Annotated in this window: 15 protein-coding genes; 1 reads left to right on the forward strand and 14 read right to left on the reverse strand. The window is 52.7% G+C overall.

Annotated elements, in window-relative coordinates; translation table 11 throughout:
- Positions 1-448, reverse strand: a 448-nt coding sequence (locus tag VB081_RS03745) for an SLOG family protein (RefSeq protein WP_323399509.1), incomplete at its 3' end; no start/stop codon positions are given.
- Between the two features lie 129 nt (positions 449-577).
- Here VB081_RS03745 and VB081_RS03750 point away from each other — a divergent pair.
- Entirely contained in the window at positions 578-820 is a 243-nt protein-coding gene (locus VB081_RS03750; protein ID WP_323399510.1) for a helix-turn-helix domain-containing protein, read from the forward strand.
- A gap of 36 nt (positions 821-856) precedes the next feature.
- Here the strand turns inward: VB081_RS03750 and thiI are convergent, their stop codons facing one another.
- The 13 genes from thiI to rplT all read right to left on the reverse strand — a co-directional run.
- A complete protein-coding gene (gene thiI / locus VB081_RS03755; protein WP_323399511.1) occupies positions 857-2,029 on the reverse strand; it encodes a tRNA uracil 4-sulfurtransferase ThiI in 1,173 nt (390 codons plus the stop codon).
- A gap of 11 nt (positions 2,030-2,040) precedes the next feature.
- Complete coding sequence (locus VB081_RS03760) at positions 2,041-3,183, reverse strand: cysteine desulfurase family protein (protein WP_323399512.1); 1,143 nt, start codon at positions 3,181-3,183, stop codon at positions 2,041-2,043.
- A gap of 104 nt (positions 3,184-3,287) precedes the next feature.
- A complete protein-coding gene (locus VB081_RS03765; RefSeq protein WP_323399513.1) occupies positions 3,288-4,793 on the reverse strand; it encodes a S1C family serine protease in 1,506 nt (501 codons plus the stop codon).
- A gap of 102 nt (positions 4,794-4,895) precedes the next feature.
- Positions 4,896-6,317, reverse strand: a complete 1,422-nt coding sequence (locus VB081_RS03770) for an ATP-binding protein (protein ID WP_323399514.1) — start codon at positions 6,315-6,317, stop codon at positions 4,896-4,898.
- A gap of 125 nt (positions 6,318-6,442) precedes the next feature.
- Positions 6,443-7,111: a response regulator transcription factor gene (locus VB081_RS03775; protein WP_323399515.1), complete on the reverse strand. Its 669-nt coding sequence runs from the start codon at positions 7,109-7,111 to the stop codon at positions 6,443-6,445.
- Between the two features lie 10 nt (positions 7,112-7,121).
- Positions 7,122-7,556 (reverse strand): DUF523 domain-containing protein, encoded by a 435-nt coding sequence (locus VB081_RS03780; protein ID WP_442872703.1) that lies wholly within the window; start codon positions 7,554-7,556, stop codon positions 7,122-7,124.
- 134 nt (positions 7,557-7,690) lie between these two features.
- Positions 7,691-10,036, reverse strand: coding sequence for an endonuclease MutS2 (locus VB081_RS03785; protein WP_323399517.1), 2,346 nt, complete (start codon positions 10,034-10,036; stop codon positions 7,691-7,693).
- A 79-nt stretch (positions 10,037-10,115) separates the two neighbouring features.
- Positions 10,116-10,421, reverse strand: coding sequence for a cell division protein ZapA (locus tag VB081_RS03790; protein ID WP_323399518.1), 306 nt, complete (start codon positions 10,419-10,421; stop codon positions 10,116-10,118).
- Positions 10,422-10,485: 64 nt separating this feature from the next.
- Complete coding sequence (gene pheT / locus VB081_RS03795) at positions 10,486-12,861, reverse strand: phenylalanine--tRNA ligase subunit beta (RefSeq protein ID WP_323399519.1); 2,376 nt, start codon at positions 12,859-12,861, stop codon at positions 10,486-10,488.
- 15 nt (positions 12,862-12,876) lie between these two features.
- Positions 12,877-13,893 carry a phenylalanine--tRNA ligase subunit alpha gene (gene pheS / locus VB081_RS03800; RefSeq protein ID WP_323399520.1) on the reverse strand — a complete coding sequence of 339 codons (1,017 nt, stop codon included), beginning with the start codon at positions 13,891-13,893 and terminating at the stop codon, positions 12,877-12,879.
- A gap of 84 nt (positions 13,894-13,977) precedes the next feature.
- Complete coding sequence (locus VB081_RS03805; protein ID WP_323399521.1) at positions 13,978-14,157, reverse strand: hypothetical protein; 180 nt, start codon at positions 14,155-14,157, stop codon at positions 13,978-13,980.
- A gap of 52 nt (positions 14,158-14,209) precedes the next feature.
- Positions 14,210-14,971 (reverse strand): TrmH family RNA methyltransferase, encoded by a 762-nt coding sequence (locus tag VB081_RS03810; protein ID WP_323399522.1) that lies wholly within the window; start codon positions 14,969-14,971, stop codon positions 14,210-14,212.
- Positions 14,972-15,046: 75 nt separating this feature from the next.
- Positions 15,047-15,394, reverse strand: a 348-nt coding sequence (gene rplT, locus VB081_RS03815; protein WP_323399523.1) for a 50S ribosomal protein L20, incomplete at its 5' end; no start/stop codon positions are given.

The raw sequence follows: 15,394 nt of genomic DNA on the forward strand, positions 1-15,394 counted from the left end.
AGGCCGTGCCGCCGCTTTTACCGTCATAATAGCAGATCAGCCTGTTTGCATGATCAGCCATCAAACGGTTGCGCGCCAAAAAGCAATCCCTTTCATAGCCTTCGCACACATAAACAATCTCATCCGCGAGCGCCTCTAATCTTTGATGGCGCAGCCTCCATTCCTCTGCCCATTGACCGCCGTGCCCCCTGTAGGGGACGACACAAACCAGCCTGATGTGTTCATAGCCTGCATGTTTTTTCAGGCGCAGGACGGTTTCGCCGCAAATAATGTCAAAGCCCTGCGCCATCCCGCACAAAAACGTCGTATACCCTTTTTCTACGCTGAATAGGATATAGATGTTGACGTATCCCAGCAGCAGGCTATATTCCATACGCGACGCATTGAGTGGGAATCCAAATTTTTCGGGACGGTAGCCGCTAAAACAACAGGTCGTTAATTTTTCCATTCAAACCTCCAACAATAACCGTATATCGTTATATTAATAAAAAACCACTAAAAAATCAACCGTTAATGGTTAAACATTTCTAAATATAATTGCTAGACTTAGTTAACGATATATCGTTGAGAGGTCTTTATGAATATAGCTCAAGCTGTGCGCAAAAGAATATTGCAACTATGTAAAGATAACAATCTTTCCGTGAATGCCCTTAGCAATCAATCAGGGGTGACACAGTCTACGGTTAATAATATTGTGAACGGACCTACCTATAATGTGGGTCTGGCTACCATTAAAAAATTATGCGACGGCGTTAATATATCTGTCAGGGAATTTTTTGATTGTGAGTTATTTGATGATATTGAGCCAGAAGTGAAATAGAATCTAAAAAGGACTGCCGCAGCAGTCCTTTTCTTTTCAGTCTATCCTGATAAGCTCCGCGCTCTCCACAGCCTGCTTCACCAGCGCGTCGATATCAAGGATGCTTTCCTCCTCAATAACGCGCTCAAGCTTAGGCCGCGTCGTCGGATGCTTGGGTACGAATACCGTACAGCAATCCTCATGCGGCAGGATAGACGTTTCAAAAGTGCCGATCTCGTTTGCAATGTCGATGATATCGCTCTTATCCATCCCAATCAGCGGCCGAAACACCGGCATATCTGTAACAACGCTATCAGTAACGCCGATACTCTCCATCGTCTGGCTCGCGACCTGCCCAATGCTCTCCCCCGTCACGATGGCCTGCGCATTGTCGCGCTTAGCAAGCTCACGTGCGATACGCATCATAAACCGCCGCATAATGATGACCAGCATCTCATGCTGGCATTTTTCATATATCTGCATCTGGATATCCGTGAAGCTCACAACATGCAGCCGGATGCGCCCCGCATATTGCGACACGATCTTCGCTAAGTCGATCACCTTCTGCTTGGCGGCTTCGCTCGTATACGGGAAGCTGTGGTAATGCACCGCGCAAAGCTCCACACCGCGCTTGGCAATCATATATCCCGCCACCGGGCTGTCGATCCCGCCGGACAACAGCAGCATCGCGCGCCCGTTCGAGCGCTGCGGCATCCCGCCCACGCATGGAATGATGTCCACATAGCCATAACATTTTTCGCGCACCTCGATGTGTACGGTGATCTGTGGTTCATGTACGTCCACACGCAGTCCTGGGATCGCCTCGAGGAGTGTTCCGCCAAGGTCTGCCGCGATCTCCATAGAGGAAAGCGGAAACCGCTTGTCCGCGCGCTTCGCTGCCACCTTGAACGTCGCTTTTTCAATGCCCTTTTGCTCCATATATTCCTGCGTGATACGGATCATCGTTTCACGGATCACATCCATGTCCTTTTCCATCTCCGTAGCAGGCGAAACGGAATGCAGGCCAAACACCTTCCTTGCAGCGTCGATCACGCCCGGCATATCCGCTTCTGCGATATCCGTTGCATAAATGCGTCCATATCCTTTTTGCACCTTCACATCAGGAAATCCTTTGAGCGCACGCCGAAGCGCGCCTATCTGCAGCGCCTCAAAGTGCGGCCTGTTGAGTCCCTTCAAATATATCTCGCCATAACGTACCAATAATAACATCGTTTCTTCCCCTATTTCCGCGTGAACCGCCGCAGCAGCTCCGCCTCCTTCTTGATCTGTGCAGCAGCAGTCAAAACTTCCTCTTGTGTTGTAAACGGTGAAAAGCTGATACGGATCGCGCCTTCCGCTTCCTCTTCGCTCAGGCCAAGCGCCTTAGCGATCCTGCTTTTGCCCTTTTTTGAAGAGCACGCCGACCCTGTCGAAATACAGATTCCCTGCTGCTCTAACGTGTGCAGCAGCGTTTCCCCGCGCACACCAAGCACAGACAAATTGACGATATGCCTGCACGCTTGTTCGCTGTCCTCCGGCGTAAGCAGCACGATATCTTCTATCCCGCTGCACGCCTCTAAGAATATATCCCTGACACGCCCGGCCTGCTCCTTGTCCGCTTCTTCCATAAAATAAGAAACCGCCGCCGCAAACGAAAAGATACCCAGCGTGTTTTGCGTCCCGCTGCGCAGTCCCCCCTCCTGCCCGCCGCCAAGAATGTAAGGCTTAAGCGGCGTATTTTCCTTATAGAACACCGCGCCCGTTCCCTTGTGCGCGTGCAGCTTGTGCGCGCTCACCGTATAATAATCAATATTCGAAGTATTTGTAAGCCGCTCCTTGCAGTACGCCTGAACGCCGTCTGCGTGGAACATAGCCTGCGCATTTTTTGCCTTGACCGCAGCTGCGATCTTCTCAATATCATTTTTCGCGCCCGTTTCGTTATTGACGTGCATCACGCTCACAAGCGCCGTATCTGCATCAACCGCTTCCGCCACCTGCGCCGGAGTGATCACGCCGTGCCTGTCCGGCTTGATAAAAGTAACGGGATATCCCTGCTCCGCAAGATATTTGAAGCTTTCCTCCACGCACGGGTGCTCCGCGCCGCCGCATACATAATTCATGTTCTTCTTCTGACGAGCGCCGCGCAAAATGACCATGTTCGCGCTCTCCGAACCACAGCTCGTGAAAACACACCTGTGTACAGAAGACCCAAAAGCGCGCAGCAGCGTCTTTTTGGCTTCTTCTACCTTTGTCTGCACGCGCGTCGCGTCCGCATAAAGCGCCGACGGATTCTGCCAAAGTTCCTGCGCATATTCCGTATAAATATCACTGCATATCGCAAGCGGCTGTGTTGTCGCCGCATTGTCCAGATAGATTTTCCGCATAGACCGTATTATATCATATTTTATGCAAAGAATCACTGCAGCAAAACAAAAAAACGCGGTTGCCCGCGCTTTTTGTTTTATGTGTCACTCTGTGTGTTTTTGGTTTACGGAAGCTCCGGGAAAAGCTGATTATTGTCGCCGCCTCCCGGTATCTCCGGCATCTCTGGGGTCTGTGCCTCAGGAGCCTGCGCTGCCGACGATGTATCCATCGCATTGAGATCCTCAAGCGTCATCGTCACAGTGTATTCCTTTCCGTCCCGCCATACCGTTGCAGATATCTCGTCGCCGATATTTTTGCCGTCAAAGGAAGGCATCTTATCAGCTGTCGTCAGGTCTACGCCGTCGATCTGTGTGATTACGTCATTTTGCTTGATGCCTGCTTTTTCCGCAGGCCCGCCCGGCGTTATGTCCGCCACCAGCGCACCACGCGGCGTCTTCCACAGGCTCGCGTCCACCTCCGAGATCATCGCGTACGAAAGCCCGATGCCCGGACGCGGGATACTGCCATTCTCAATCAGCTGCTGCGCAATATCGATGGCTTTGTTAATGGGGATCGCATAACCGATCCCTTCCGAGTTCAGCGCGTTTCCACTGGAATCATAACCGGAATAAAACTGCTTTGCCGTCGTCATGCCGATCACGTTGCCCTTAGAGTCAAGGAGCGGGCCGCCCGAATCGCCGGGGTTTACCGCCGCGTCCGTCTGGATCACCTCCAGCGTAACGCCGTTGATGCTGATCGTCGTTTTGACATTGCTGACATATCCGACCGTCACCGTATTGTTGAACGTATCTCCATGCACATTGCCCATCACCACGGAAAGCTCCCCAACCTTGAGCTCGTCGCTGTTTCCAAGCGGCGCCGCCGGCAGGTTTAGCCCTTCCACTTTAAGGACTGCCACATCCGATGCCGCGTCCCTGCCTACGACCTCTGCCACGTGTTCCTGATTATCCGATGTCTTTACCTTGATCACGTTCCCATCTTCCACCACGTGGTTGTTGGTCAGTATATATCCGTCGTTCGAGATCACAAATCCCGTACCCGCGCCGATCGCCTGCTCCACAGGCTCCTGTCCCGATACCAACTGCTTGTTATATGTCGTAATGCCCACCACGCTGTCCTTCATAGACTCCGCAATGTCCACAACAGGGTTTGCCGAATCCTTGATATCTGCCGATTCTCCCCCCAACTGCGGCGCTTCCTTCTGGTCGTCTTTTTGCTGTTGCTGCTCCGTCTCCTGATTGGGCAGCACAGGCAGCATGCCGTTTGCTCCATATACCACCGGCCCGATCACAAACGCCATCAACAAGCAACCGACAAGGATACCCGCCACAGCGACCGCCGTAATGATCCCGCCGATCCCATGCCTTTTTGTCTTTTCCCGTTTCCTTTTCGGGGAGGCAGGCTGTTCATAATTATAACTGTCGTCATATACCGGCGGCTGCGTCGGTTGCGGCGCCTGATACGGCTGCTGGGGCTGTGCCTGCTGTCCAAACTGCTGCGCGGCATTTGGCGCCTCCGGCTGTGATGATTGCGGGGACGAAGGCGGCGTGTTCTGCCCCTGCGGGTCTGTGCCGTTTCCATCCATATTGTTAAAACCGTTCTCGTCCATTGTTCGTTCCTCCTGTTATGTCAAACCTTTCCGGTTGATCCTTTTACTATTTTCATCTTACACGCGTTTTGTGAAGAAGTTGTGAACAAACTTTAAAGAATTTTATACCTTTTTCAGCGTGAAGGTGAACGTCGTCCCGCTCAGCTCGTCTGACGTCACCCAAATCTTTTGTCCGTGTTCCTTCAGAATATTCTTCACAATGGAAAGCCCGATGCCCGTCCCCTCCTTTGTACGCGAATGCGACTTATCTATCTTGTAAAAACGGTCAAAGAGGTACGGCAAATCTTCCTTGGGGATCGCGTTCCCAGAATTATTGATATTCACAAAAACGCTTGCCTTGCTGGACGCGGTATATATCTTCAGCTCCCCGCCTTCATTTACAAACTTGATCGCGTTTTCAATGATATTGTGCAGCACCTGCTTCAAACGGTTCTCGTCTGCGTAAACGTACTGCTTTTCCTCCGGCAGCTCAATAGAAACTTCAAGATTCTTGGCCTCGATCTTGCTTTCAAACGTAATGATCGTCCGGCGCAGCAGCTCGCTTAATTCCACCTTTTCGATCTGCATCGGGAACTGCCCTGATTCAATTTTCGCCAGATCGAGCATATCGCTTATAAGAAATCCCAAACGCTTGGTCTCGTCAAGCACCACACCAAGATAATGCTCCGCCTCGTCGCTAGGGATCGTCCCGTCGATCACGCCCTGCAGCAGCCCCTGTATAGAGGTGAGCGGGCTGCGCAGCTCGTGCGAAACATTAGCCACAAGGCTTTCACGTGTCGCCTCATATTTCTTAAGCTCACGCGCCACGCTGTTGAACGTATCCGCAAGCTGTCCGATCTCGTCCTTAGAAGAAACATCCAGCCTGATATCAAAATGCCCCTTCGCAAGCTGCTTTGCCCCTGTATTGACGATAGACAGCGGACGCAGCATCGATTTTGAGAACAAATACGTCAGTATAATGCCCAGCGCAGCTGAAATACATGCCGCCAAAACGATCTGGCGATACATCGCCATCAGCGACGCCTCCAGCTCGTTTATCTTTTTATGCACAAACACATACCCCGTCACATTGCCTTCCGCGATCACCGGCTTTGCCACTGTGATCACCGGGGTATTAAAAAAGTTAGATTCCTCGGTAACGACCCTGACTGCGTTGCCCTTTTGCAGCTCAACGAGCATATCCTCAAAATACATTTGTATTTCTTCCTTGGTCACACTCGACTGACCGCTCGGGTCTGCCGCCGTCCACACCGTGCCGTCGCTGTTCACAATCCAGATCACGTCCTTGTTTGTCTCCGCCTTAACAAGGATTTGTGCCGCCATCTGGTTAAAGGTCAGATAATTGCTCTTATAAAAAGAAAGCAGGGTCTCCACGTCTCCGGCAGTGCCAAGCATCTGCTGCTCACTGTCGTCAAGGTATGCGTTACGCACGACCCAGCTCATCATAATTCCGGATATAAACAAAGAGACCATGATAATGGCCATGAAAAGCAGCATGATTTTACCAAAGATCGTCCTGATCATCCGTTTATCCTTTGCGTGTTATCCTGTCCCTATTATACCGCCTTTTTCCTGCGGATATGTAAACAAAAAATGAAAAGTTCTAAAAAACAGGCCAAAGCGGCCTGTTTTCATGATCTGTCAATATCCTAAACCTCAAACTTATATCCAACGCCCCATACCGTCTTGATCTGCCACGGCTCGCCTTCGTCGAATTTCTCACGCAGACGCTTCACATGCACGTCCACCGTGCGCGAATCGCCAAAATATTCAAAACCCCACACCTGCTCCAAAAGCTGGTCGCGCGTAAACACCTTATTGGGACGCGCCGCCAAAAAGTGCAGCAGTTCGATCTCCTTAGGCGGCATTTGCAGCTCCTTGCCCTTATAGATCACCTGGTAGTTCTGGATGTCGATCTTTAAATTAGGGAATTCCAACACATCCGTTTTTTCCTCCTGTGTGCTGCGGCGGATGACCGCCTTAACGCGCGCAACAAGCTCCTTGGGGTCAAACGGCTTGACCACATAATCGTCCGCGCCCAGCTCTAAAGAAAGTACCTTGTCAAAGGTATCCCCCTTGGCTGTCAGCATGATCACAGGAACATTGCTCTTTTCCCTGATCTTTTTCATCGTCTCGATGCCGTCCTGCACGGGCATCATGATATCGAGCAGCACCAGGTCATACGGCCTGCCCATAAAAAGGTCAAAGCCGATCGCGCCATCCGCCGCTTCCGTCACCTCATACCCTTCCTTGCGCAGATAAAGCTTTACCACTTCCCTGATATTTTTGTCGTCGTCAATGATCAGAATATTTGCCATGTTTTCTCCTTTACGGTATCTCCACCACTTTGATTCCGTTTCGTTTTAATAGCGCACACGTCACGCCGCAGCCACAAACCACGTTGCCCGCAAAGCTGCCGTCGTATATCTCCGTCACGCCGCAGCTCGGGCTTTTGTCCTTAAGCCATACTTCTGTAATCCCGTTTTCCAGTATAAAATTAAGCAGCTTTTGCGCGCCGCGCAAAAAGCCGTCTGTAATGTCTTCTCCGTTCTTATTATAAACCTTCGCGCCCCCGTCTAAAACGTCAAAACCGTCCCCGCCGCGAATTTCCGCCGGCGGACGCGGCGCCGGAAAGCCCGCCATAAGCTCCGGGCACAGCGCGATCGCTTTTTTCTCACGCACAAGACGCAACGCCTCTGCGTTTGTTTTCGGCTGTCCGTCATAGCGGCACGCAATGTCCGCGAGGCACGCACTTACCACAATAGACGCTCCCTCACGGTCGCTTCGGGAAGGGGTAACGCTCTCCCCTGCTAGCGGTTGTTTTGCTGCGCTCGCTGGCAGCTTGCAAAACCGATTTGTTTCTGACGAACATACTGACAACATCAAATACCTCTTCCTTATTTCAACGTCACAACCGTCACGCCGATATCACCTTCGCCAAACTGTCCCTGCCGATAGCTTTTCACATGCGGATGCGTGCGCAAATATTCCTGCACGCCCTTACGCAATACGCCCGTTCCACGGCCGTGTATCACCGTTACCTCACTCAGACCCGAAAGAAACGCGTCGTCCAAATACTTGTCAAGAACGATCAGCGCATCATCCACCGCCTGCCCGTGCAAATCGATCTCCATAGAGACCTGCGTGCGCGGCGCAAGCTCTACGCGCGAGGTGCGCGCACCCTTCTTCGGCGCTTCTTCCTGTCCCGGGCCAAGCTCACTGACATGCATATCCACCTGCATGATGCCCGCCTGCAAGCGCACCATGCCCTTTGCATTGGGCAACTTCAAAACGGTTGCCGGTGCATCCATCGCCAAGATCACGACCGTATCGCCCACGCGGATATCCTCCGCCTTCAGCGTTCTTTCCTTCTTTTGCTGTTTTTTGTGCTGCTCGATCGACTGCTTTTTGCCCGTCAGCTGATCGCGCACCTTTTTGGTGTTCACCGTACGGCTCGACTCGTCCTGCTTGCCCAAGCGCTTGGCTTCTGCAATCGCGTCTTCCGCCGTTTCCTTTGCGTCGTCCAATATCTCGATCGCCTTTTCGTTTGCCTTTGCCAAGATCAGCTTACGCTTTTCCGCCGCCTTTTGCGCGGTCTGCTCCGCCCTTCGGCGCTCGTCCTTCGCCTCTCTCAGCGCTTCCTTTGCGTCCTTCTGCATCTTGCGCGCACGCTTTTCCGCCTGCTCCGCCGCCTCGATCAGCCTGCCGTATTCCAGATGCTCTACATTCATATATCCCTGTGCCGCAGCGATCACGTTCCCCGGCAGCCCCAAACGTTGCGAGATAAGAATCGCGTTGGAATGCCCCGCCACACCCATCAGCAGGCGGTAAGTGGGCGTCAGCGTCGCCGCGTCAAATTCCATGCTCGCGTTTTCAAATCCTTCGTGTTCGTTCGCAAAAACTTTTAGTTCCCCAATATGCGTAGTCGCCACCACCATACTGCCCTTTTTCATCAGCTCCGTCAGGATCGCCTGCGCAAGCGCGCTGCCCTCCTGCGGGTCTGTCCCCGCTCCAAGCTCGTCCAGCAATACAAGCGACTGCTTCCCCGCGTGCTTCAACGCAAAAATAATGCTTTTCATATGTGCGGAAAAAGTGGAAAGCGACTGCTCGATGCTCTGCTCGTCGCCAATGTCCGCAAACACACCGTCAAATACAGGCAGCTTCACCGGAGACTTCGCCGGGATCATCAATCCCGACTGCGCCATGATCGCAAAAAGCCCGATCAGCTTAAGCATCACGGTTTTTCCGCCCGTATTCGGCCCTGTGATCACCAAAGAGCGGATACCGCCTGAAAGCTTAAGGGAAACGGGCACGACCTTGTCCGCCTCGATGAGCGGATGCCGTCCCGCGTTGATGGATATTTCACCTTCCTCGTTGAATACCGCCGGCGAAGCCTGCATTGCAAGCCCCAGCGCCGCTTTTGCAAACAGCACGTCAAGCTCCGTCAAAATCTCCACGTCCGTCCGCAGTTCGTCACGGTATATATTCAGCCCCGCCGTCAGGTCAGCCAGAATGCGCGCAATCTCCTTTTGCTCCGCCGCCTCCAGCTCGCGGATGCGGTTGTTAGCCTCCACCACACTCGCCGGTTCAATAAACAGCGTCGCGCCCGACGCGCTTTTTTCGTGTACGATGCCCGAAACGTTCGCCTTATACTCAGATTTCACAGGCACAACATACCTGCCGTTGCGCTGTGTGATGATCGCGTCCTGCAAATACTTGGATTCCCCCTGCGAGCGGATCATCGACTGTAATTTTCCCTTGATAAATTCGTTTTCCTTGCGCATCTCCCTGCGCACGCGGCTAAGCTCCGCAGACGCGCCGTCAGCGATCTCCTCGTCCGAAAGGATGCAGTCCTCCACACGCTTCATCAGGCCGTCGTCATAAAACAACCCCTTCGCCATCGCGGGGATCATCTGCGCCGCGTCGTCCTTTGCAAGCGGAGCTGCCAGCTTCGCCGCGCGAAACACGCTGATCACGCGCAATATCTCGCCGCCGGAAAGGCTCGCGCCTGTTTTCATGCGCCTTGTCTCCGCACCGATTGCGGCAAACGAACAAACCGGATAGCTCGGCCGCTTGATCAGCAGCGTCTCCGCCTCCATCGTCTGTTCCATCAAAAGCCGCGCCGCACCCGCGTCGCCCTGCGGTGTCAATGCCCGTGCCGCCTTTGCGCCCGGCTCCGATACCGTCCGTTCGGCAAGCTTTTCCAATATGCTGTTGAATTCTAAAGACTTCGGTATATTCATAATGGTTAATTATACCACATTTTGCGTCCGTTGTTGCGTAAAAAAAGGCTGCCCCGACGGGGCAGCCCTCAAAATCTTTTTACTTGCGATAAGGTACGGTGCGGTTAGAACCCGGCGTTGCGCGTTCCAGTTCTTTTTTGACGCGTTCCAGTTCCTTTTTGGTCGCAACCAGTTCGTCATGCGCCTTCGTATAGTCGTCCGCAATGTTAAGAGACGTAAGCATAGCAAGCTGGATATTATTCAGATCGGGGTTCGCCTTTTTCATCTCGTCAAGCTTCGCGTTTACCTTAAGCGCCACCCTATGGATATATTCCGCGCTGTCCGTTCCGCAGATCGTATACTCTTTTCCGCCGATACTGACAACCGTTTTTACTTTTTCCACCATTTCCACCGCCTTACACCTCTTTTACCCTATTATACAATAAGCCCCCGTAGGGCGCAACTGCATATTATTCGGCGCGCAGGCTTGCCTCAAACTGTGTCTCCAGCGCTTTCAATATCTTCTTCATAACACGGTCGACTTCCTCGTCCGTCATTGTGCCTTCGTTGCTGCGCAATGAAAGCCCAAACGCCACGCTTTTCTTGCCCGCGCCGATCTTGTCGCCCGCATATACGTCAAATAGGCCGACCTGCTCCAGCCTCTTGCCGCCCGCCTGACGGATGGCCTGCATCATATCCCCCGCGCCCGCTTCTTCTGAAACGATCACCGCCAAGTCCCGCGTCGCCGCCGGGAATTTCGGAAGATGACGATATTTGACCGCATCCTTTTGAAGGTCGAACAATTTTTGCAGATCGATGTGCGCAATCACCACATTCTGCGGGATCTCAAACGCCTTCATCACATCAGGATGCACGCGCCCCAGCACGCCGATCTTTTCTTCGCCGATAAAAAGGTCTGCCGAAACACCGGGGTGCAGATATTTCTCATTCGACCGCTTACACACGATCTCCCGTCCACACAAAAGAGATACAATGTTTTCGATCGTGCCCTTCAGGTCAAAGAAATCCTTATTACCATACACTGCCATCGCAAGCGTAGGAACCTCCTTTGGCAGCGCTTCGCCCTTCACAGGATTGTATACCCTCGATATTTCAAACAGCTGCAGATCCGTGTTTTTCTTGTTCTGATTCAGCGACACAACGCCCAGCATATGCGGGATCAATGTCGTGCGCATATACGCCGTATCATCGCCCAGCGGATTCAAAATCTTGACCGATTCAGGCATCGCAAGACCCAGCTTCTCATAGTCCTGCGCACCCGTGAACGAATAGGTGATACACTCCAGAAATCCGTTGTTTTTCAGATGATCTTTGATGCGGTCGGTCTTCGCTTCGGATTCTGAAACGCATCCGCGCGAAACCTCCATCATCGGGTTCGTCTCCGGGATGTTGTCATACCCGTACATACGCGCCACTTCCTCCGCGATGTCCGCGCTGCCATAAATATCACCGCGGAACGTGGGGATCGTGCAAATAAGCTCGTCGCCAATGAGCCCCGTCTGGATATATACGCGGTTCAACAGCTTTTGCATTTCCTTGGCGGAAATCTGCGTACCAAGCTTGGCGTTCACCTGCGCCGCGTTCACCTTAATGACCTTTGGCTTCAAGTCCTCGTTTAAGATGTCGATCATACCCTGCGCCACTTTGCCCGCTGCAAGTTCGTCGATCAGCGTCAGCGCCCGCTGCATCGCAAACATAGATGTTCCCGCATCCACGCCCTTCGAAAAACGCATAGAGCTTTCGGTCGCAAGCCCCAGTCCCCTTGAGGTCTGGCGAATGTTGCCGTACATAAACTTCGCCGACTCAAAAATAACCGTCTTGGTGTTTTCCGTGATCTCTGAGTCGAGCCCGCCCATCACGCCCGCTACACCGATCGGGCCTTCCTCGTCGCAGATAAGCAACATATTTTTGTTGAATGTACGCTCTTTATCGTCGAGCGTCTTCATCTTCTCTCCATCCTTCGCGCGGCGCACGATGATCTTGCTTCCGCGGATCTTGTCCGCGTCAAAAGCGTGCATCGGCTGCCCCGTTTCCAGCATGATAAAGTTCGTGATATCGACGATATTATTGATGGGGCGGATGCCCGCCTCGCGCAAACGCACACGTATCCATTCAGGCGAAGTCCCTATTTTAACGTCCGTAACGCCCGCCGCCACATAGCGTGTGCACAGGTCGCTGTCTTTGACCTCCACGCTCACCATATCTTCTGTTTTGCTTGCGCCTTCCTCATAGCCTGTTTCCGGCAAATGGAATATGGCGTCGTCAGCAGCGGCAGCTTCGCGCGCCGTACCCAGCATCGAAAGGCAATCCGGCCTGTTCGCGCCCACCTCAAAATCGATGACAGCGCCCCGCAAATCGAGCAGGTCGCGGATATCCGTACCCGGATCAGGCTCGCCCTGAAGGATCATGATACCATCGACCCCCGCGCCCGGGTAATCTTCTTCCTTTAGGTTCAGTTCCCCGCCCGAACACAGCATACCAAACGATTCCACACCGCGCAGCTTGCCCTTTTTGATAGGACCCGCAGGAAGCATGGACGGCGCCTTTGCAACGGGGATATACGCCCCTTCGAATACATTGTCCGCGCCCGTCACGATCTGTACAGGTTCTGCGTCCCCCACGTCGATCATGCACACGAGCAGCTTGTCCGCGTCCGGGTGCTTACTGATCTTTTCGATCTTCCCAACCACAACGTTCTCAATATTTTCGCCCAGCAAAACAATTTCTTCCACACCGTTTCCGGTCATGACCATCTTGTCCGCAAGCGTTTTTACGTCTGATTTTATGTCCGCGTAATCGCGGATCCATCTATATGGTGCCAACATTTTCTGTGCCCTCCCTTATACGAATTGGCGCAGAAAACGCGCGTCATTTTCATAGAGTAAACGAATATCCGTGATCCCGTACTTGGTGTTTGCCAAACGGTCGATGCCCATGCCGAACGCAAATCCGGAATACTCCTCCGGATTGAGGCCGCAATTTTTGAGCACCACCGGGTTCACCACCCCGCAGCCAAGCACTTCGATCATGCCCGCGCCCTTGCATGCGCTGCATCCCTTACCACCGCACACCGTACACGTCACGTCCACCTCCGCAGAAGGCTCCGTAAACGGGAAAAATCCCGGACGGAATTTCGTCTTTACGTCTTCGCCGTAGAAATTATGGATAAAGGTGTTGATCGTTCCCTTAAGATCAGAAAAACGGATGTTTTTGCCCACCACAAGCCCTTCCATCTGCATAAATACAGGCGAATGCGTCGCGTCCACATCGTCCGTACGGAACACGCGTCCGGGGCAGACCATGCGGATAGGCGGTTTTTGCTCGAGCATCGTGCGTACCTGCACAGGCGACGTATGCGTCCGAAGCACCACGTCGTCGCTCACATAAAAGGTATCCTGCATATCGCGTGCAGGATGATCCTTGGGAATATTCAGCATTTCAAAGTTATATTGATCGAGCTCGACCTCCGGCCCCTCTTTGACGTCAAAGCCCATGCCAAGAAAGATGTCACGGATCTCATAATATACCTGCGTTAACGGGTGCAGCGCGCCTAAGCCCTGCGCACGTCCGGGCAATGTAATATCCACACGCTCTGCAGCCAGTTTTTCTGCCTTTTCTTTTTGCGCAATCTTCTCCGATGCAGCAAAAAGCGCCTGTTCCACACTTGCACGTGCCGCGTTGACAGCCTGGCCAAATGCCGGCCGCTCCTCCGGGGCAAGCGTGCCCATCTGCTTCATCAGCATCGTGATCTCGCCTTTTTTGCCGAGGTATTTGACACGGATGTCAGTAAGCTCCCCGCTCGATCCCGCCGCGCCAATTTCTTCCTGCGCCTTCTTTACGATTTCGTCGTTTGACATATTCCCTTTCCTCTCATGTTCCAAAATTTATCTCAATTCATTATCAACTATACATTTAGACCGCATCCGCTATTTGTTACCCGTCTACTTGCTCAGACAACAGACGCGCTGCGCGCCGTCTAACTCGCATACGCCGGGCAGCAATATACCGGATGCTATTCGCAAATACATGTTGCGGGTGTGCTGAATCCGCAGACGTGATGCGGTGTTTGCTTCCGACGTCTTTGCAAGCGTAGCGCGCAGACTCGGAATGCAAATACCCATCTAAGACTGCGGTATGCTACGCCAATGGGAAGCGTCTTAACACACACGTCCTTCACTCCCCCAAGGCGCGGCGCACATCATATAACATTATACCCGCCGCGACGCTTGCGTTCAAGCTCTCCGCCTGTCCGTATATGCATATCTTATACAGCACGTCCGCCAGCTCCTGCACCTCTTTGGAAATGCCGCGCGACTCGTTCCCGATCACCACGCATGCCTTAGCAAGCGGCACGCCGATTTCATAGTCCCCCGCAAGGCTTCCCGCCAAAACGTTCACCCCCGCGCTTTTCAGCTTCTTAAGCGCATCCTGCAATTCGCATACCTCGATGGGCACGTGGAACGTGCTGCCCATTGCCGCGCGCTGCGCCTTGGGGCCATAGAAGTCCGCGCTGGTATTCGATATAAACACGCCGTCTACCCCCGCCGCGTCAGCAGTGCGAATGATCGTCCCCAAGTTTTTCGGGTCGTTCACATCGTCAAGCGCCACATAGAACCTTCCGCCATAATCCGGCAGGTTTTCCTGCTTTTTGATGCACGCAATATCATTGGGCGGCGTTTTCGTATCCGCGATCTGCTGAATGATCTCGTAAGGCACAGAAATGATCTCCACGCCATATTCACGCGCAAGCGCAGCAGCAGCCCCGCCGGGCTCCGCCGTCAGGATGCACTCCACCTCCTGCGCGGCATGCAGCGCTTCGCAAATGGTTTTCATCCCCTCGATGATATACTTGCCCGCCTCGTCCCGCTCCTTTTTTTTCTTCAGAGCGCGTAGCGTCTTGATATACTCATTCGTATGACTCTTGATCTCTTTCATGGTCTTCTCCCGCAATGAACAAAAAAGGGGATAAAGCAGTGTTGATACCAGCTTATCCCCCAAATTTCTTTTCGATTACGCCTGCACTTTTTTCTTTGCCGTTTCCGTAAGTTCTTTGAACGCAGGTTTGTCGTTAACCGCCATATCAGCCAGCACTTTCCTGTTTAAGTCGATCCCGTTTTGTCTAAGACCGTTCATAAACTTGGAATAGCTGAGGCCGTTTTGTCTCGCCTCCGCGTTGATACGCACGATCCACAGACGGCGCATATCGCGTTTTTTCAGCTTTCTGCCAACATAGGCATACTTCATGGATTTCATGACCGCCTGTTTTGCGGACTTATATTGTTTGGACTTTGCTCCAAAATAACCCTTTGCGAGTTTAAATACTTTCCTGCGTTTTTTATGTGAGCTTACCGCTCTTTT

This window comes from Christensenella sp., assembly GCF_034927525.1.
In the GTDB taxonomy this organism is placed as follows: Bacteria; Bacillota; Clostridia; order Christensenellales; family Christensenellaceae; genus Christensenella.